Source organism: Viridibacillus arenosi (genome assembly GCF_001955655.1).
In the GTDB taxonomy this organism is placed as follows: Bacteria; Bacillota; Bacilli; order Bacillales_A; family Planococcaceae; genus Viridibacillus; species Viridibacillus arenosi.
Genome location: NZ_MSPW01000013.1, coordinates 87,585 through 106,314, shown reverse-complemented (window position 1 = coordinate 106,314; position 18,730 = coordinate 87,585). Strand labels below are relative to the sequence as shown.

16 protein-coding genes are annotated in these 18,730 nt (G+C 37.4%); all 16 read left to right on the top strand.

Annotated elements, in window-relative coordinates:
- The 16 genes from BK137_RS18955 to rlmD all read left to right on the top strand — a co-directional run bounded on the left by BK137_RS18955 (nt 1) and on the right by rlmD (nt 18,453).
- Complete coding sequence (locus BK137_RS18955; protein WP_235175660.1) at nt 1-1,044, top strand: DUF3048 domain-containing protein; 1,044 nt, start codon at nt 1-3, stop codon at nt 1,042-1,044.
- A gap of 21 nt (nt 1,045-1,065) precedes the next feature.
- Complete coding sequence (locus tag BK137_RS18950; protein ID WP_038178690.1) at nt 1,066-1,386, top strand: YerC/YecD family TrpR-related protein; 321 nt, start codon at nt 1,066-1,068, stop codon at nt 1,384-1,386.
- A 210-nt stretch (nt 1,387-1,596) separates the two neighbouring features.
- The gene (gene pcrB / locus BK137_RS18945) at nt 1,597-2,283 is read left to right on the top strand and encodes a heptaprenylglyceryl phosphate synthase (protein WP_038178684.1); all 687 of its coding nucleotides are present in this window, start codon (nt 1,597-1,599) and stop codon (nt 2,281-2,283) included.
- 52 nt (nt 2,284-2,335) lie between these two features.
- Nucleotides 2,336-4,582 (top strand): DNA helicase PcrA, encoded by a 2,247-nt coding sequence (gene pcrA, locus BK137_RS18940; RefSeq protein WP_038178683.1) that lies wholly within the window; start codon nt 2,336-2,338, stop codon nt 4,580-4,582.
- A 22-nt stretch (nt 4,583-4,604) separates the two neighbouring features.
- On the top strand, nt 4,605-6,611 hold the full coding sequence (gene ligA / locus BK137_RS18935; RefSeq protein WP_038178681.1) for an NAD-dependent DNA ligase LigA: 2,007 nt from the start codon (nt 4,605-4,607) through the stop codon (nt 6,609-6,611).
- A gap of 14 nt (nt 6,612-6,625) precedes the next feature.
- Entirely contained in the window at nt 6,626-7,768 is a 1,143-nt protein-coding gene (locus BK137_RS18930) for a CamS family sex pheromone protein (RefSeq protein ID WP_038178679.1), read from the top strand.
- Between the two features lie 287 nt (nt 7,769-8,055).
- Nucleotides 8,056-8,349, top strand: coding sequence for an Asp-tRNA(Asn)/Glu-tRNA(Gln) amidotransferase subunit GatC (gatC, locus tag BK137_RS18925; RefSeq protein ID WP_038178678.1), 294 nt, complete (start codon nt 8,056-8,058; stop codon nt 8,347-8,349).
- A 22-nt stretch (nt 8,350-8,371) separates the two neighbouring features.
- The gene (gene gatA / locus BK137_RS18920) at nt 8,372-9,835 is read left to right on the top strand and encodes an Asp-tRNA(Asn)/Glu-tRNA(Gln) amidotransferase subunit GatA (protein WP_038178676.1); all 1,464 of its coding nucleotides are present in this window, start codon (nt 8,372-8,374) and stop codon (nt 9,833-9,835) included.
- Nucleotide 9,836: 1 nt separating this feature from the next.
- The gene (gene gatB / locus BK137_RS18915) at nt 9,837-11,264 is read left to right on the top strand and encodes an Asp-tRNA(Asn)/Glu-tRNA(Gln) amidotransferase subunit GatB (protein WP_038178673.1); all 1,428 of its coding nucleotides are present in this window, start codon (nt 9,837-9,839) and stop codon (nt 11,262-11,264) included.
- 86 nt (nt 11,265-11,350) lie between these two features.
- A complete protein-coding gene (locus BK137_RS18910; RefSeq protein ID WP_038178671.1) occupies nt 11,351-12,250 on the top strand; it encodes an acetamidase/formamidase family protein in 900 nt (299 codons plus the stop codon).
- 104 nt (nt 12,251-12,354) lie between these two features.
- Nucleotides 12,355-12,915, top strand: coding sequence for a thioredoxin family protein (locus tag BK137_RS18905; RefSeq protein ID WP_038178669.1), 561 nt, complete (start codon nt 12,355-12,357; stop codon nt 12,913-12,915).
- A 234-nt stretch (nt 12,916-13,149) separates the two neighbouring features.
- Nucleotides 13,150-14,061 (top strand): diacylglycerol kinase, encoded by a 912-nt coding sequence (locus BK137_RS18900; RefSeq protein WP_038178667.1) that lies wholly within the window; start codon nt 13,150-13,152, stop codon nt 14,059-14,061.
- Nucleotides 14,062-14,386: 325 nt separating this feature from the next.
- Nucleotides 14,387-15,733, top strand: coding sequence for a cytochrome ubiquinol oxidase subunit I (locus tag BK137_RS18895; protein ID WP_038178665.1), 1,347 nt, complete (start codon nt 14,387-14,389; stop codon nt 15,731-15,733).
- A complete protein-coding gene (locus tag BK137_RS18890) occupies nt 15,730-16,755 on the top strand; it encodes a cytochrome d ubiquinol oxidase subunit II (RefSeq protein WP_038178663.1) in 1,026 nt (341 codons plus the stop codon). Before BK137_RS18895 ends, BK137_RS18890 begins: the two co-directional genes overlap by 4 nt.
- A 15-nt stretch (nt 16,756-16,770) precedes the next feature.
- A complete protein-coding gene (cydS, locus tag BK137_RS23010; RefSeq protein ID WP_390011768.1) occupies nt 16,771-16,878 on the top strand; it encodes a cytochrome bd oxidase small subunit CydS family protein in 108 nt (35 codons plus the stop codon).
- A 213-nt stretch (nt 16,879-17,091) separates the two neighbouring features.
- The gene (gene rlmD, locus BK137_RS18885; protein WP_038178661.1) at nt 17,092-18,453 is read left to right on the top strand and encodes a 23S rRNA (uracil(1939)-C(5))-methyltransferase RlmD; all 1,362 of its coding nucleotides are present in this window, start codon (nt 17,092-17,094) and stop codon (nt 18,451-18,453) included.
- Nucleotides 18,454-18,730: the final 277 nt, after the last annotated feature.

The following is an 18,730-nucleotide window of genomic DNA, read 5'->3' as shown; positions in this document are numbered from 1 at the left end:
TTGAAAAAGAAGTTGATGGTGGGATTACTAGTACTAGGCGTTTTATTGGTTGGATGTTCTAAAGAGAAAGAAGAAAAAGAAGTAAAGAAGGAACCAGAAAAAACAGAAGTACAAGCGGAAGTAGAAGTTGAGAAAAAGACTTATTTCACACCGTTTACTGGATTAGAAGTAGAGCAAAAACCAAAGATGCGTCCTGTGATGGTGACGATTAATAATCATCCGCAAGCACGTCCTCAATCTGGTCTAACATCGGCTGACCTAGTTTATGAGATGGTAGCTGAAGGGAATATTACACGTTTGCTTGCAGTATTCCAAAGTGAGTTGCCTGAGAATATGGGGCCGATAAGAAGTGCAAGAGATTATTTTGTGGATCTAGCAAAAGGTTTAGATGCATTTTATATTGCACATGGATATAGTCCAGAGGCGAGAAGGATGCTAAGTGCTGGTGTAGTAGATAATATTAATGGGATGCAATATGATGGTTCATTATTTAAACGTTCAACTGATCGAGTAGCACCACACAACTCCTATATTTCAGAAAAAAATGTAAAGTTAGGATTTGAAAAGGTAGGGGCTGCATTAAAAATGCACAAAAAAGTACCTTTCTCTTTTTATGAGTCTGCTGAAGATGTTAAAATAGAAAAGTATATTGCAAAAGTAGATATTCATTTTGGTGTTGATGAACAATTCCATAACACATATACTTTTAATGAAGACAGTAAATTATATGAACGTCAATCTGGCGGCGTTGTTACAAAGGATTTATTAAACGATGAATCTGTACAAGTTGCCAATGTATTATTCTTTGAAGTGAATCAAAGTACTGTTGATCAAAAGGGACGTCAAGCGCTAGATTTAACTTCAGGTGGAAATGGTTATGTCTTTCAAGCTGGGCAAAAGTTAGATATCGAATGGCGAAATGTAGATGGTGTATTAGCGCCATATGCAGATGATCAGCCTGTCAAATTAGTGCCTGGTAAGTCATGGATTCATCTCGTACCTTCCAATCCTGGATTAGCAAAAGCGGTCACATATGAACCTTAATGAGGAAAGGGGGAATGAAGCATGCAAATTGAAAAAATTAAAGGTCATCAAACAGAACAACTATTTAAAGCGGTTTTGGAGTTAAATGACATAGAAGAATGCTATAAATTCTTTGATGATTTATGTACAATAAGTGAAATCCAATCTCTAGCACAACGTTTTGAAGTAGCGCATTTATTACGCTTGAAAAAAACGTATGAAACAATCAAAAAGGAAACAGGTGCTTCTACAGCAACAATTTCTCGTGTACGTCGTTGTTTCGATTACGGAAATGATACATACGATGAAATGCTTGGTCGCCTTTATCCAGATGAAAAACCTTTTCTAGCTCCTAAAGACTGAGAAGTTGTTTAGCAAATATAATGAAACCGACTGAGCAGATGTCTGTTCAGTTTTTTTCTTGTGAAATAAATTCCAGATAAATTCTTTCTAGCCTTTACGAATATTCAATGGAGAGCACGTTTGACTAATGTATACTGGTAATTAGAGAAAAACTTGGTTGCTCTTTGATTAAATCAAATAGATATTAATATTACAGATAGGTGGGTTAAAATGGAGTTTCAAAATTGGCGTCATGTATTTAAAGTTGATCCGGCAAAACCAATGACAGATGAAGTGCTAGAGCAGATATGCGAATCAGGCACAGATGCAATAATTGTTGGTGGTACAGATAATGTGACAATCGATAATGTATTAGATTTATTGGTAAGAATACGTCGTTTTACAGTGCCAGTTGTTTTAGAAATTTCTAATTTAGAATCTGTTACACCAGGCTTTGATTATTACTTTATACCAACAGTATTAAATAGTAGTAACACCACATGGGTAAAAGATTTACATCATCAAGCGATTAAAGAATACGGCGATATCATGATGTGGGATGAGCTTTTTGCAGAAGGCTATTGCATATTAAATGCAGATTGTAAAGCTGCAAAAGTGACGGAGGCAAATACTGAGTTAGATGCAGAAGACGTAGTTGCTTATGCAAGAATGGCTGAAAATCTGTTCAATTTACCTATTTTTTATCTAGAATATAGTGGCATTTACGGGAATCCTAATATAGTAAAAGATGTTCAAGCAGTTCTAGAAAATACACGATTATTTTACGGTGGAGGGATTTCCAACGCTGAACAAGCAAAGGAAATGGCTCAATCAGCTAATACCGTCGTAATTGGCAATATTATTTATGAAGATTTAAAAGCGGCGCTTAGTACAGTAAAAGCCGTGAAAGAATTATAAAACTATAGTATAATCAAGAACAAATGTTTGTATTGTAAAAAGGTGGTGCGTTATGGAACAACTAACGAATAATTTATTAAAAGGAATGAACCCTGAACAGGCAGAAGCTGTGAAAACAACAGAAGGTCCATTGCTAATAATGGCCGGAGCTGGATCAGGGAAAACGCGAGTACTAACTCATCGTATTGCGTATTTAGTAATTGAAAAAAAGGTGTATCCTTCGAAAATATTAGCCATCACATTCACGAATAAAGCAGCTCGTGAAATGAGAGAACGTATCGATGGTTTACTAGGCAACGGCACGGGTGCTCAAATGTGGGTATCTACATTCCACTCAATGTGTGTTCGAATTTTGCGCCGTGATATCGATCGTATTGGCTACAACAAAAACTTCTCCATTCTAGATACAACGGATCAATTAACGGTAATTAAAAACGTTTTGAAAGAGTTAAACATAGATCCTAAACGTCATGATCCACGCTCTATGTTAAATGCGATTAGTTCTGCGAAAAACGAATGTATCGATGTTGAAACATATAAAGCGCAAGTGAGCTCAACAAACCCATATGAAAAAACTGTGGCAGATGTATATGAAAGTTATCAAAGACGCTTGCGAAAAAACCAATCGTTAGATTTTGATGATTTAATTATGATTACTATTCGTCTATTCCAACAGGTACCTGAAGTACTAGAATATTACCAAAATCGATTCCAATATATTCACGTGGATGAATATCAAGATACGAACCATTCTCAATATCAATTAGTTCAAATGCTAGCGAAGAAATTCCAAAACATTTGTGTTGTTGGTGACTCTGACCAATCCATTTATCGTTGGCGCGGAGCAGATATTCAAAATATTTTATCTTTTGAAAAGGACTACCCTAAAGCAAAAGCAATCATGTTAGAGCAGAATTACCGCTCATCTGCACGCATCCTTCAAGCGGCTAATGACGTCATAAAAAATAACTCAAGCCGCTATCCAAAAGAACTTCGTACGGAAAATGCTGAAGGTGAGAAAATTGCTATTTCTCGTTCTTATGACGAAAAACAAGAAGCACAATTTGTCGTGCAAACAATTCAAGAAATAATGTTAAAAGAGAATCGTTCACTCGATGATTTTGCAATTCTTTACCGCACAAATGCACAATCACGTGCAATGGAAGAAGTACTTGTGAAGTCGAACATGGCTTATACAATTGTTGGTGGTACGAAGTTCTATGATCGAAAAGAGATAAAGGATTTACTAGCATACTTACGTTTAATTGCTAATAATGATGATGATTTATCTTTAGCGCGAATTATTAACGAACCAAAGCGTAGTATTGGTGCGACTTCTTTTGATCGTATGGCACAATTTGCATTCGAACAAGATCGTTCTATTTTTGATGCATTAAGAGAAGTTGATTTTATGGGCTTGCCTGCAAGAGCAGCTAACGCAGCAGCAAAATTCCATGCTATGATTTCGGACTTTACGAGAATGCAGGAATTTTTGTCTGTGACAGAACTAGTTGAGCAAGTACTCGAAAAGTCAGGCTATCGTGAGATGCTCAAAACGGAAAAAACGATTGAAGCAGAAAGCCGCTTAGAGAATATCGATGAATTCTTAACAGTTACAAAAGCATTTGAAGCTCAAAGTGATGATAAAACGCTTGTTGCCTTTTTAACTGATTTAGCACTTATAGCAGACATTGATTCACTTGATAAAGAGGATGAGTCTAAAGGTAGCATCGTATTAATGACAATGCACTCTGCAAAAGGTTTAGAATTCCCAGTCGTGTTCATTATCGGAATGGAAGAAAATATTTTCCCACACTCACGTTCATTGCAAGATGAAGATGAAATGGAAGAGGAGCGTCGACTTGCTTATGTAGGTATCACACGTGCTGAGCAGAAACTATTCTTAACTTGTGCACAATCGCGTACTATTTTCGGACGTAGCAGCTATAACAATCCATCGCGATTCTTACAGGAAATTGATAATGGAATTATTGAAGATGTTTCTGCTAACAATAGCAATAGTAGTGCAAGTGCTGGACGTTCACCACGTCAGTCTGGATTTGTTACATCAACAGCACAGACAACTCGTACAGTAGTGACAAAACCTGCTTATACACAATCTGGTGGAGAAAAGCTTGGCTGGGCTTCTGGCGACAAAGCATCTCATAAAAAATGGGGTGTAGGTACAGTTGTTAGTGTCCGTGGTGAAGGAGAAAATGTTGAGTTAGATATTGCATTCCCAAGCCCAACAGGTATTAAACGATTATTAGCAAAATTTGCGCCTATCGAAAAAGTATAGGAGCAGTTGCGGAGGAGAATGAATGGACAAAATACAACTGGAAAAGCGTGTAGCTGAACTCAATGATCTTCTTCATGAATATGGACATGCCTATTATGTGCTGGATAAACCGGTTGTTCCAGATGCAATTTACGATCAATTATTAAATGAACTAATTGCAATTGAACAAGAAAATCCGGATTTAATCTATCCGGACTCACCTACACAACGAGTAGGAGGGGAAATATTACAAGGTTTCCGCAAGGTTACACATGACTATCCAATGCTTAGTCTTTCGAATGCTTTTAACGAAGCAGACTTGAATGACTTCGATCGTAGAGCTCGCACTATTATCGGTGACAATTTTAATTATATTTGTGAATTGAAAATCGATGGTTTAGCGATTTCGCTTCGGTACGAAAATGGCGTTTTTGTTGTAGGGTCAACACGTGGTGATGGTCAAATTGGTGAGGATATTACAGAAAACTTAAAAACGGTTCGTTCTATTCCGTTGCGTTTAAAAGAATCCGTTTCCATTGAAGCACGTGGAGAATGTTATATGCCAAAACGCTCTTTCACAAATTTAAATAAAGCACGTGCTGAAAAGGGCGAAGAATTATTTGCAAACCCTCGTAATGCAGCTGCTGGATCACTTCGTCAACTAGATCCTAAAATTGCAGCGAGTCGTAATTTATCGACCTTCATTTATGCTATTGGAGGTAGCGGTGAGGCTTACAATTTAGACAGTCATAGTGAAGCATTAGATTACATGGATACATTAGGATTCCATACAAATCATGAACGCAGAGCATGCAAGGATATTAAAGAAGTAATGGCTTATATCGAAGAGTGGACTGAAAAACGTCCAGAATTACCTTACGAAATTGATGGAATCGTTATTAAAGTAAACCGTTATGACCAGCAAGAGGAGTTAGGTTACACAGCGAAAAGTCCACGTTGGTCTATCGCATATAAATTCCCAGCTGAAGAGGTAGTCACTAAAGTTTTAGACGTAGATTTGACTATTGGTCGTACAGGTGTTGTTACCCCTACAGCTATACTAGAACCAGTTCTTGTAGCAGGGACAACTGTTGGGCGTGCAACATTGCATAATGAGGATATTATTCGCGAAAAGGATATCCGAATCGGAGATCAAGTTATTATCCGTAAAGCCGGTGATATCATCCCTGAGGTTGTATCCGTATTGTTTGATCAACGTAGTGAAGATTCGGTTCCTTATGAAATGCCAACACATTGCCCAGCTTGTGATAGTGAGCTTATACGTTTAGAAGGTGAAGTAGCACTTCGCTGTGTAAACCCACAATGTTTCGCTCAAATTTCAGAAGGTATGGCTCATTTTGTCTCACGAAATGCCATGAATATCGATGGTTGCGGTGAAAAAGTTGTAGAGCAATTATTAAAATCTGATCTCGTAAAAGATGTATCAGACCTATATAAATTAAAAGTAGAAGATTTAGTTCAATTAGAGCGTATGGGCGAAAAATCAGCAAATAATCTAGTGACAGCTATTGAAAACTCGAAAGAAAATTCAATGGAGCGCTTATTATTTGGCTTAGGTATTCGGCACGTTGGTGCAAAAGCAGCGCGCGTATTATCTGAAGAATTTGGTTCTATGCAGAATTTAATGAAAGCAACAACAAACGAACTTGTGAATGTAAATGATATTGGTGAGAAAATGGCCGAATCATTGCTTTCTTATTTTGAGAATGAAGAAGTTCAAGCATTGATACAAAGGCTTTCTGATGCAGGTGTGAACATGGACTTTAAAGGTAAAAAAGTAAATGTTACTGACATAGAGAGTATATTTTCAGGAAAAACAGTTGTTTTAACCGGTAAATTAGAACAATTGACACGACAAGATGCAAAAGAGAAAATAGAACAGTTAGGCGGTACAGTTACTGGAAGTGTAAGTAAAAAAACAGACCTAGTAATCGCCGGAGAAGAAGCAGGCTCCAAACTAGCAAAAGCCGAACAACTTGGCATTGAAGTTTGGGATGAAAACCGCCTTCTTCAAGAATTAACTGTGTAAAGGAGATCAAGATCATGAAACGACTTCGCTGGATACCGGCGATGATTGTTGTCACCATGCTTGCAGGTTGCGTTCCATCATTAAAGAATGACACGGAAGTAGTACAAAGCGATGCTAAAGACAAGGAAGAAGCAACGATCATTCCTAATATGCAAATTGATGACCAATACTATCGTACTCTTTTACCTTATAAAGCAAGTGCAAGTAGAGGTTTGATTGTTTCAAACATTTATTCAAAATATGATATTACTGAAGCAGAAAGTGGACTATTACGCTTATCTCAAAACGCATTTGACCCAGGAAAGTACTTTTTCCAAGAGGGGCAGTATATTGATAAGGAAACTGCCTCTTCATGGCTTGCGCGTAGTTCCCAAACAGATGATGGTTTAAACCCTGCTACTAACAAGAGTATGTCGCCAACAGAACGTGCTAAAAAGGCTCCTATCTATTTGGCGCATATCGTAGAACAAAACTATCTTGAAAAAGCAGGGAAAAATAAAGTGAAGCTTGCTGGTGTTTCAATCGGTTTGGCTCTTAACTCTATTTACTATTATCAAAAAGAAGATTATGGTGCAACATATGAAGAACAAATACCTGAACAGGCATTAACAAAACAGGGTGAAAAAATTGCTGCTCAAATCATCCAACGATTACGTCAAAAAGAGGGACTAGAAAATGTGCCAATGGTTGTTGGACTATTTAAACAGCAAAGTCGTAGCTCCATTGTTCCAGGTACATATATCTCTTACGGTATTGTAGATGAGGGATCTAATAAAATCTCAGAGTGGAAATCGATTAAAGAGGAATATGTGTTGTTCCCAACAAATGATAGTGAAGAAAATTACCGTGAAATGAATCAATATTTTAAATTCTTTAAACAAGATATTGAAAAGTACTTCTCTAACTATACAAATGTTATTGGAACAGGCTTCTATCAAGATAATAAAATTAAAAAGTTAAACATAGATATTCCAATTAAATTTTACGGTACTTCTGAAATTGTTGGTTTCACACAATTCATGGCTGGTGCAGTAATTGATCAATTCCCTAAAGGATTAAAGGTCGAAGTTAATGTAACTTCTGTCAACGGACCAGAGGCATTAGTAGTAAAAGAAGCTAATTCAAGTGAGCCATATGTTCATATATATAATGATTAGTTTTTAATAGAAAGAGTGCGACAAATCTGTCGCACTCTTTTACTTTAGTAGAAAGTATGAAAATCATACTTATTTGTGTCGATAAATTGTATAATCTGAAGGTAGTCAATTATCTCTATTCATTTTGCTATAATGAATTATGAGGATAGTAAGGTTGATAATAAAGGAAAGAAAAGCCTTTATTTTCAAGCGTTTGGCGTCACTTTAGCGAAAAGTATCGCCTTGCATAAATATTACTAAAAATGATATTATTATCGGTATGGTTATTGAATTCGGAGGTGTGAAGAATGGCGAATATTACAAAAGAAGAAGTTAAGCACGTTGCTAACTTAGCTCGTCTAGCTATTACAGAAGCTGAAGCTGAAAAGTTTGCACAACAATTAGGTGCGATTACTAAATTTGCAGAGCAACTTAATGAATTAGATACTACTAATGTTGAACCAACAACACATGTCTTACCACTTGTAAACGTTTTACGTGAAGACGTTGCAGTGAAAGGTTTAGATCGTGAAGTTATGATGTTAAACGTAAAAGAACATGTAGACGGTTTAGTTAAAGTACCACCAATCATTACAGAATAATAGTCAGTAAGGAGGGCCACATATGACATTGTTTACAAAATCAGCACAAGAGTTACAAGAACTTTTAAAAACAAAAGAAATCTCAATCGCTGACTTAACAGAAGAAGCTTACAAACGTGTAGCTGCACTAGATGGTGAAGTAGGCGCGTTTTTAGCATTAAATGAAGAAAAAGCAACAGCACAAGCAAAAGAAATGGATGTAGTTCCTTTGGAAGAAAGAGGACCACTATTCGGTCTACCTATCGGTGTTAAAGACAATATCGTTACTGAAGGCTTAGAAACAACTTGTGCAAGTAAAATTCTAGAAGGCTTCAACCCAATCTATGACGCAACGGTTGTCAATAAATTACGTGAAGCTGGAATGGTAACAATCGGTAAATTGAACATGGATGAATTTGCAATGGGTTCTTCAAATGAAAACTCAGGCATCAAACCAGTTCGTAACCCATGGAGTCTTGACCGCGTACCTGGTGGATCTTCAGGTGGTTCAGCAGCAGCTGTAGCAGCAGGAGAAGTACCATTTTCATTAGGTTCTGATACAGGTGGTTCAATTCGTCAACCAGCTTCATTCTGTGGTGTTGTTGGGATGAAACCAACTTATGGTCGTGTATCTCGTTACGGTTTAGTAGCATTCGCTTCTTCACTTGATCAAATCGGTCCAATTACTCGTAATGTACGAGACAATGCATTATTACTTGAAGCAATCTCAGGTGTGGATGCTAACGATTCAACTTCAGCAAACGTTGAAGTACCAAGCTTTGTAGAAGCTCTTACTGGTGATGTGAAAGGTCTTCGTATCGCTGTACCTAAAGAATATTTAGGTGAAGGTGTTGGAGAAGCGGCACGTCAATCAGTTCTTGATGCACTTAAAGTATTAGAAGCTCAAGGCGCAACTTGGGAAGAAGTATCACTTCCTCACTCAAAATATGCATTAGCAGCATATTACATCCTTTCTTCTTCTGAAGCATCTTCAAACTTATCACGTTTTGACGGTATCCGTTTCGGTTTCCGCGCTGAAAACGTTACAAACCTAGAAGAACTTTACAAAGAAACTCGTGCTCAAGGTTTCGGAGATGAAGTAAAACGTCGTATCATGCTTGGAACGTATTCATTAAGTGCAGGTACTTATGATGCTTACTACAAAAAAGCACAACAAGCTCGTACATTAATCAAAGAAGATTTCGATAAAGTTTTCGAAGAATTTGATGTAATTCTAGGGCCTACAACTCCAACTCCAGCATTCAAAATTGGAGAAAATGTTGAAGATCCTATGACAATGTACGCTAACGATATTTTAACGATTCCTATTAACTTAGCAGGTGTACCAGCTATCTCAATTCCATGTGGATTTGAAGATGGTCTACCACTTGGTTTACAAATTATTGGTAAATACTTCGACGAAGCTACAATTTACCGTGTGGCAGATGCTTTCGAAAAAGCAACTGAATTCCACAAAGAAACTCCTCAAATTTGGGAGGTAAAATAACATGAACTTTGAAACAGTCATTGGTTTAGAAGTACACGTAGAGTTAAAAACAAACTCTAAAATCTTTTCTGGTTCACCAAACCACTTTGGTGCTGAACCAAATACAAACACAACAGTAATTGACCTAGGTTACCCAGGTGTTTTACCAGTTGTAAACAAAAACGTTGTAGATTACGCAATTCGTGCATCTCTAGCACTTAATATGGAAATCGAACAACATACTAAATTCGACCGTAAAAACTATTTCTACCCTGATAATCCGAAAGCTTACCAAATTTCACAATTTGATAAACCAATCGGTAAAAACGGATGGGTTGATATTGAAGTAAACGGTGAGAAAAAACGTATTGGTATTACTCGTCTTCATATGGAAGAAGATGCGGGTAAACTTACTCATGGTAAAAACAGCTCTCTAGTTGACTTTAACCGTCAAGGTACACCACTTGTGGAAATCGTATCTGAACCAGATATCCGTACTCCAGAAGAGGCATACGCTTACCTTGAGCAAATCAAATCAATCATCCAATATACAGGTGTATCTGACTGTAAAATGGAAGAAGGCTCACTTCGTTGTGATGCCAATATCTCAATCCGTCCATACGGCCGAGATGAATTCGGTACAAAAACTGAATTGAAAAACTTAAATTCATTCAACTTCGTTCGCCGTGGTCTTGAGTTTGAAGAAAAACGCCAAGCAGCTGTATTAAATGCCGGCGGTGTCATCGAGCAAGAAACTCGTCGTTTCGATGAAAAAACAGGTAAAACAATCCTTATGCGTGTAAAAGAAGGCGCGGACGATTACCGTTACTTCCCAGAGCCAGACTTAGTTGATATCGTAATCGACGATGCATGGTTACAACGCGTAAAAGATGAAATCCCTGAATTACCAGCAGCTCGTAAAGTTCGATATGTTGAAGAACTAGGCTTAACAGCATATGATGCAGGCGTTTTAACATTGCAAAAAGACATCGCAGATTTCTTTGAAGCAACAGTAGCGGCTGGAGCAGACGCTAAACTTGCTTCTAACTGGTTAATGGGTGAAGTATCTGCTTACTTAAATGCAGAACAAAAAGAATTAAAAGATACTGCTTTAACACCAGAAGGACTAGCAGGTATGGTTATATTAATCTCTGCAGGTACAATTTCTTCTAAAATCGCTAAAAAAGTTTTCAAAGAGCTAGTTGAAAACGGTGGCGATGCAGAAAAAATCGTTAAAGATAAAGGTCTTGTTCAACTTTCTGATCCAACAGCTTTACTTAAAATTGTTACAGAAACTTTGGACAACAACCAACAATCAATTGAAGACTTCAAAAACGGTAAAGATCGTGCAATTGGCTTCTTAGTAGGTCAAATCATGAAAGCAACTAAAGGACAAGCTAACCCACCAATGGTTAACAAAATCCTTCTTGAAGAAATCAACAAACGCTAATTTAAAACTTTCAAAGACTGCTTGGGCATCCGTGCCTCAAGCAGTCTTTTTTTGCTATAGTAGAGAAAAAGTAAGGGGGCATTCATATGGAAACACTTAGTCGTTCTGAAAGCATCATTTATGCTTTTGATAAAAATCACGAGCCTATTAAAATGATTTCATCAGGTACAACAATTCGTATCGAAACTTTCGATTGCTTTCAAAATCAAGTGACATCTGAGGCGGATAAGATAGAACAATTAGCATGGGATCAAACGAATCCTGCAACTGGGCCTATTTATATTGAAGAAGCGATGCCTGGGGACATTTTAAAAGTCAAAATTGATAAAATTGAAATCGGCTCACAAGGTGTGATGATGACCTTGCCAAATGAAGGTACATTAGGACATCGTTTGACTGAATCGACGATCAAAATTTTGCCGATAAAAGATGACCATGTGTTCTTAAACGACATTAAATTACCTATTAATAAGATGATTGGCGTTATCGGTGTTGCACCTAAAGAAGAAGCAATTAATTGTGGCACACCTGGCCCACATGGGGGGGATATGGATAATAAAATGATTACAGAGGGCGCAATTTTATATCTCCCTGTTTTCGTTGAAGGTGCATTATTTGGTCTTGGTGATTTCCATGCTGCAATGGGTGATGGGGAAATTGGTGTTACGGGTGTTGAAGTAGAAGGAGCAGCGACAGTTACATTAGAGGTGTTAAAAGGAGAGACAATAGAACAACCTTTACTAGAAAATGAAGAAGTGTTTACACAAATTGCTTCTGCCAAAACATTAGATGAAGCAAGCAGACTTGCAACGGAGTTAATGGCTAATAGAATTGTACAAAAAACAGGACGATCACTAGCCGAAGTTACCATGTTATTAAGTGCGGCTGGTCAAATTGAAATTTGCCAGATAGTCGATCCACTCATGACAGTGCGCTTCGTTTTATCAAAATCAATACTAACTCAATATAATACAAAGTTAATTTAAAACGAGTAGTAGCGGAGTAACAACATCTTATTTGAGATATGCATGTTTAGAACTTTGCCAAAAATTCATAAAACATTTACACTATTTTCAAGGAGGTTTTACATATGAAAACTGAACAACAATATTTTGACGAAGCAATTTCAATTCAAGATTATATGGATAGTATGACAACGCATAAGGATAACAGCTTTAAAGTTTATAATAATTACCAACTGCCTGAGGATGAAGAGTTTATTTCATTACTTGCATCTAAAAAACCACATATTCTAACGATAACTGAAGACTGGTGTGGTGATGCGATGATGAACAATCCAATCATCCGTAAAATTGCAGAGGCAGCTAATTTAGAAATGCGTTGTGTTTACCGTGATCAAAATTTAGAGTTAATGGATCAATATTTAACAAATGGTGGTCGCTCTATTCCTGTTTATATTATTTTAAGTGAAGCAGGAGAAGTGATTGGAAAATGGGGACCTCGTGCACCACAATTACAAGAATATGTGTTAGCAAACAAAGCCAAACTACCTTCACAGGATGATCCAACATTTACAGAGAAACAAAAGGAATTATTCGCAGGTATTACTGAAGAGAATGCTTCAAATGAAGAGTTTTGGGGCTGGGTGTATGATGATTTCCGTAAAGTTATAACAGACACTTTAAAATAAAACCGTCATTTGCACAATAAGGATGATTCTGTATAATGGGATTGAAAGCTTTTCATATTTGGATGGCATCAAATTGGAATTTTGATATCACATTACAAAAAATAAAGGGCTGCCTAACGTATTTAATATAAACGTTGAGACAGCCTATTTTGAGCCTTAAGTACTTTTGGGAACATTCCACAGAATTTTTCCGTTAACATAATTAGAAAATTGTAGAGCAAAGAAGGTAATGATATGAAACGAGCACGAATCATTTATAATCCCACATCGGGTAGAGAAATTTTCAAAAAGCATCTACCTGAAGTATTAGAAAAATTAGAAGTCGCCGGCTATGAAGCCTCTTGTCATGCTACTACCTGTGCAGGCGATGCAACTACTGCTGCAAAGGCAGCGGTTGAGCGTAAATTTGATGTGATCATTGCTGTAGGTGGAGATGGGACATTAAACGAAGTTGTCGCCGGGGTTAGTGAGTTTGAAGAGAGACCTAAAATTGGGTTAATACCGATGGGGACAACAAATGACTTTGCACGTGCGGTACATATTCCACGAGATATAAAGCAAGCTGTAGATATTATTATTAAAGGTGATACTATTCCAGTGGATGTAGGATTAGTGAATGATCGTCATTTTATCAATATTGCTGGCGGCGGTCGTATTACTGAACTGACTTACGAAGTACCTAGTAAGCTAAAAACAATTATTGGACAACTGGCTTATTATTTAAAAGGAATAGAGATGCTACCGTCTATAAAAGCTTCTAAAATGCGTATTGAATACGATGGAGAAGTATTTGAAGATGAAGCAATGATGTTCTTAATCGGTTTAACAAACTCAGTAGGCGGATTTGAAAAATTATCACCAAACTCAAGTATTAATGATGGCTACTTCTCCATGTTTATTTTGAAAAAATGTAATATCGCTGATTTTATCAAACTTGTTTCACTTGCAGTTCGTGGGGAACATTTTAAAGACCCACATGTTATCCATGCAAAGGCTAGTCATGTGAAAGTGACTTCGGATGAAGTAGTACAGTTAAATTTAGATGGTGAATACGGTGGAGATATTCCTGCTGAATTTAGAAATTTAAAAAGACATATTGAAGTCTTTGTACCAATTGATGATATTAGAGAACAAGATAGACCATAATATAATGAATGTTTTAAGACTAGAAGCCATGCTGCTTTCTAGTCTTTTCTTTTATTTAAAACGTGAAATGCAAATTCTTTGCTCAAGATAAATATCAATTCACATTTTGAACATTCTTTTATCATATTTTGAACATGAATACGTGATAAATCTGTCACGTTCGGAAGTTAGAATACCGGTTGCTATGGGTATAATAATAAGTAAGGGAGAGTGCGCTATGTATAAAACACATGAGAAGAAACTAATCTGGTTAAGCTTTATCGTAGCAGGTATTATGCTGCTGTCACTCGTCGGACGTATTTTCGGAAGCTGAGGAGGAACAATCATGGAAAATGAAAGTGCTGTATTTTTTAGCCGTGTCTTAACGGAGCTTACATTATCTTTCCATATCATTTACGCTACGATTGGCGTAGGTGTCCCATTGATGATTATGATTGCACAATGGGTAGGGATTAAGAAGAATGATGAGCATTATATTTTACTGGCAAGGCGTTGGGCGCGTGGATTCGTTATTACCGTTGCAGTTGGTGTAGTAACAGGTACCGCTATCGGTTTGCAGTTATCGCTACTATGGCCTAACTTCATGCAGCTAGCAGGTAATGTTATTGCATTACCACTCTTTATGGAGACATTTGCGTTTTTCTTTGAAGCAATCTTCTTAGGTATTTATTTATACACTTGGGACCGTTTTGAAAATCAAAAGAAACATTTACTATTATTAATTCCTGTTGCAATTGGTGCATCGATGTCAGCAGTCTTTATAACAATTGTGAATGCATTTATGAACGCACCACAAGGCTTTGATGTCGTAGATGGTCAGCTCGTTAATATACAACCAATTTTAGCGATGTTAAACCCAGCAATGCCAACTAAAGTAGCACATGTTGTCGTAACAGCCTACATGACAGCAGCTTTTGTTTTAGCAGCTATTGCAGCATTTAAAATGCTTAAAGGTTCAACGCACGTTTATCACAAAAAAGCATTGTTCTTATTAATGAAAGTTGGTTTAGTATTTGCTGTTGCATCAGCAATCATTGGAGATTTCTCTGCAAAATACTTAGTAGAATATCAACCAGAAAAATTAGCAGCAGCAGAGTGGCATTTTGAAACTGAGAAAAATGCTCCACTTGTTCTATTTGGTGTAACCGATGGTGAAGAAGTGAAGTATGCCATTAAAGTGCCTTATGCTTTAAGCTTTTTAGCACATTCAAATCCTACAGCTGAGGTTATTGGGTTAAATGAATTTCCAGAAGATGAAACACCACCACTTTACATTCACTACTTGTTCGATACGATGGTCATGATCGGTATGTTCATGGTATTAGTGTCAGCAGCGTATGTATTAGGTAAAATTCGTGGCTGGTCATTTGTAAGTACTAAATGGTTCCGCTGGGTCATTGTTGCAGGTGGGCCGTTATCTATTATTGCCATTGAAGCTGGCTGGTGGCTTGCAGAAGTTGGTCGCCAACCATGGATTTTAAGAAAGTATATGAAGGTAGCAGAAGCTGCAACAACAAGTGATCATGTGGACATTATGTTGATATTATTCTGTGGCTTATATATTGTTTTAGGTGTTGGTAGCGTCGTTGTACTTCGTCGTATGTTCCGTCACAATCCAATTGAACAAGAAATTGAAGATCGCAAAGCTGAAAAAGGCGGTGACTTCTCATGACATTAGAAATTCTAGGGATTTCCGTATTGTGGCTGTTTTTATTAGGCTATTTAATAATCGGTTCGATTGACTTTGGTGCAGGATTTTTCAATGCTTATGGTGTATTAACAGGGCGACAACATATTTTAACGAATATTATTCAACGTTATTTGTCACCAGTCTGGGAAGTAACGAATGTATTCTTAGTATTCTTTTTCGTAGGAGTTGTTGGTTTCTTCCCGAAAACAGCTTTTTATTACGGAACAACATTACTCGTACCAGCAAGTATTGCGATTATTCTCCTTGCCATTCGTGGTAGTTATTACGCTTTTGAATCGTATGGGTCACGGGGACATAAAGGTTATTCGTTTATGTACGGAGCGGCAGGATTGTTAATCCCAGCTTCATTATCAGTAGTGTTAACGATTTCTGAAGGGGGCTTTGTATCGATGGTGAATGATAATCCAGTGCTAGATTATCATGCATTATTCACAAGCCCATTAACTTGGAGTATAGTCGTGTTGGCAATAGCGGCTGTTCTATATATATCAGCGGTATTTTTAACTTGGTATGCAGATAAAGCTGGAGATCGAAAAGCTACAAAGCTTCTAAGAAAATACGCGCTCATTTGGGCAGGTCCATTAGCAATTTCTGTTATTGGGATTATGTTTGAGTTAAGTAAACATAACGTCGAACATTTTAATCGCATGATTGATATTGGCTGGATGTTCGGCCTGTCAGCAATCATGTTTGTCATTACAGTATGGTTTATTTGGAAGAAACAGCATTATAGCTGGGCACTAGGCTTACTTATTGGTCAATTTGCTTTAGCATTTTTTGCATACGGTATCTCACATTACCCATATTTACTTTACCCATACTTGACTATATATGATAGCTTTACGAATCCAGCAATGGCAACCGCTTTAGTAGTTGCTTTCGTGCTAGGATTATTACTGTTAATCCCATCAATATATTTACTCATGAAGTTATTCTTATTCAACAAAGATTATATTCGAGGGAAAAAAGACCATCATGCATAAGGGAGGATTTTCAGAATGGTTAATTTTCTAATTTTCTATGCACCATTTATTGTTTTAGCAGCATCCATTGCCGTAGCCTTCTTTGTAGCATTAAAAGATGGGCCAGTTACGAAAGGTGAATAATTAACTTTTTAAATCCAAGTGTCGATTTTGGCATTTGGATTTTTTCTGCATCTAGCTTCGTGTACCACACCATCGAGGTCGCTTCGAACACTCATATGAAGTCAAAAAGCAACTTCATATGAGTGTCCTCCACCGCTTGACGGCACTCTGCGCTTTTGTTCCTTCTAAGAGGTCATGGTACAATAGAAGAACTGAAATGGAGGAAGTACGAAAATGACAGCACCAGTAAAGAAAAATGACCGTTTGACGGTTTATATAGAAGACTTAACACATGACGGAGCAGGCGTTGCGAAAATCGATGGTTACCCACTTTTTATACAAGGTGGGCTGCCTGATGAAACTGCTGAAGTCCATGTATTAAAAACATTAAAAAACTACGGCTTCGCAAAAATTATCAACATTACAGAACCTTCACCTGATCGCGTCGCAGCACCATGCCCTGTATTTGCACAATGTGGGGGTTGTCAGCTACAGCACTTATCATACGAAGGTCAATTGAAATGGAAAGAAAAAATGGTCCGTAATGTTATGATACGTATCGGTAAGATTGACGCACCAGTGTTATCTGTTAAAGGTATGGACAATCCATGGAATTATCGCAATAAAGCTCAGATTCCATTTGGCTTAAACGGCGAAGCACCGATTGCAGGTTTTTACAAAACAAAATCACATGATATCGTTGATACAGATCGTTGCCTAATCCAAACAGCAGAAGCAGACGCCATTTTAGAAGGCTTAAAACCACGCCTTTGGAAGTTAGGTATCAAACCATATGATGAGCACACAGGACAAGGTATGCTACGCCATGTAGTAGTACGCAAAGGCCGTGCAACAAATGAAGTAATGGTAGTACTTGTAACGAAAAAGCGCAAATTCCCGCAAGCTGAAGCAGCAGTGGAACTGATCAAGCAACTCGTACCAAATGTAACATCAATTATGCAAAATATTAATGGTGAAAAAACAAACGTTATCTTCGGTAATGAAACGTTGAAACTTTGGGGCAATGACACCATTGAAGATACAATTGGCGACGTACGCTTCGAAATTTCAGCGCGTTCATTCTATCAAGTAAACCCAGAGCAAACAGAAGTGCTTTATAAGCAAGCTTTAGATTACGCAGACCTAAAAGGGGACGAAACAGTGATCGATGCTTACTGTGGCATTGGTTCAATTTCATTATTCCTAGCACAAAAAGCGAAATCTGTAATGGGTGTGGAAATTGTACCGCAAGCAATTGAAGATGCGAAACGTAACGCTGAACTGAATGGCTTTACAAATACGTATTTCGAGGCAGGTCCAGCAGAAGAAGTCATTCCACGCTGGTACAAAGAAGGCAAAACAGCAGACGTTTTAGTAGTCGATCCACCACGCAAAGGTTGCGACGAAGCATTGTTAAATACAATTTTAGAGCAACGTCCAAAACGTGTTGTGTATGTATCTTGTAACCCAGCTACATTGGCAAGAGATTTAAGGATCTTAGAAGATGGTGGCTATAAAACACAGGAAGTGCAACCTGTGGATATGTTCCCACATACGGCTCATTGCGAAGCTGTTGCGTGGTTGGAATTAGTATAGTAAAGCAAAAATAGACTCTTGCTACATGAAATAAAGTTGTGCAAACCATGTGGATAAAGAATGGATAGAAAGGGGGTATCCCTATCTCTCCATCCTTTATCCACTTTTTTGTAAGTGAAGTGCAGATTGAGAAGAAGATGAGAAATATCATATATGAGACGTGATAAAATCCAAGATTCAAACTTTATATTGGATTTATTGAATAAAAAACCTCTAACCAAATTCAAATCATAAAACTATTCTGAAAAACAGGGTTTACCGTTACATGAAAATCATA

Coding starts and splice junctions, on each gene's coding strand:
- BK137_RS18950 (WP_038178690.1), top strand. CDS start 1,066: ATGCAAATTGAAAAAATTAAAGGTCATCAAACAGAACAACTATTTAAA.
- gatB (WP_038178673.1), top strand. CDS start 9,837: ATGAACTTTGAAACAGTCATTGGTTTAGAAGTACACGTAGAGTTAAAA.
- gatA (WP_038178676.1), top strand. CDS start 8,372: ATGACATTGTTTACAAAATCAGCACAAGAGTTACAAGAACTTTTAAAA.
- pcrA (WP_038178683.1), top strand. CDS start 2,336: ATGGAACAACTAACGAATAATTTATTAAAAGGAATGAACCCTGAACAG.
- BK137_RS18905 (WP_038178669.1), top strand. CDS start 12,355: ATGAAAACTGAACAACAATATTTTGACGAAGCAATTTCAATTCAAGAT.
- pcrB (WP_038178684.1), top strand. CDS start 1,597: ATGGAGTTTCAAAATTGGCGTCATGTATTTAAAGTTGATCCGGCAAAA.
- ligA (WP_038178681.1), top strand. CDS start 4,605: ATGGACAAAATACAACTGGAAAAGCGTGTAGCTGAACTCAATGATCTT.
- BK137_RS18930 (WP_038178679.1), top strand. CDS start 6,626: ATGAAACGACTTCGCTGGATACCGGCGATGATTGTTGTCACCATGCTT.
- rlmD (WP_038178661.1), top strand. CDS start 17,092: ATGACAGCACCAGTAAAGAAAAATGACCGTTTGACGGTTTATATAGAA.
- BK137_RS18910 (WP_038178671.1), top strand. CDS start 11,351: ATGGAAACACTTAGTCGTTCTGAAAGCATCATTTATGCTTTTGATAAA.
- BK137_RS18895 (WP_038178665.1), top strand. CDS start 14,387: ATGGAAAATGAAAGTGCTGTATTTTTTAGCCGTGTCTTAACGGAGCTT.
- gatC (WP_038178678.1), top strand. CDS start 8,056: ATGGCGAATATTACAAAAGAAGAAGTTAAGCACGTTGCTAACTTAGCT.
- cydS (WP_390011768.1), top strand. CDS start 16,771: ATGGTTAATTTTCTAATTTTCTATGCACCATTTATTGTTTTAGCAGCA.
- BK137_RS18900 (WP_038178667.1), top strand. CDS start 13,150: ATGAAACGAGCACGAATCATTTATAATCCCACATCGGGTAGAGAAATT.
- BK137_RS18890 (WP_038178663.1), top strand. CDS start 15,730: ATGACATTAGAAATTCTAGGGATTTCCGTATTGTGGCTGTTTTTATTA.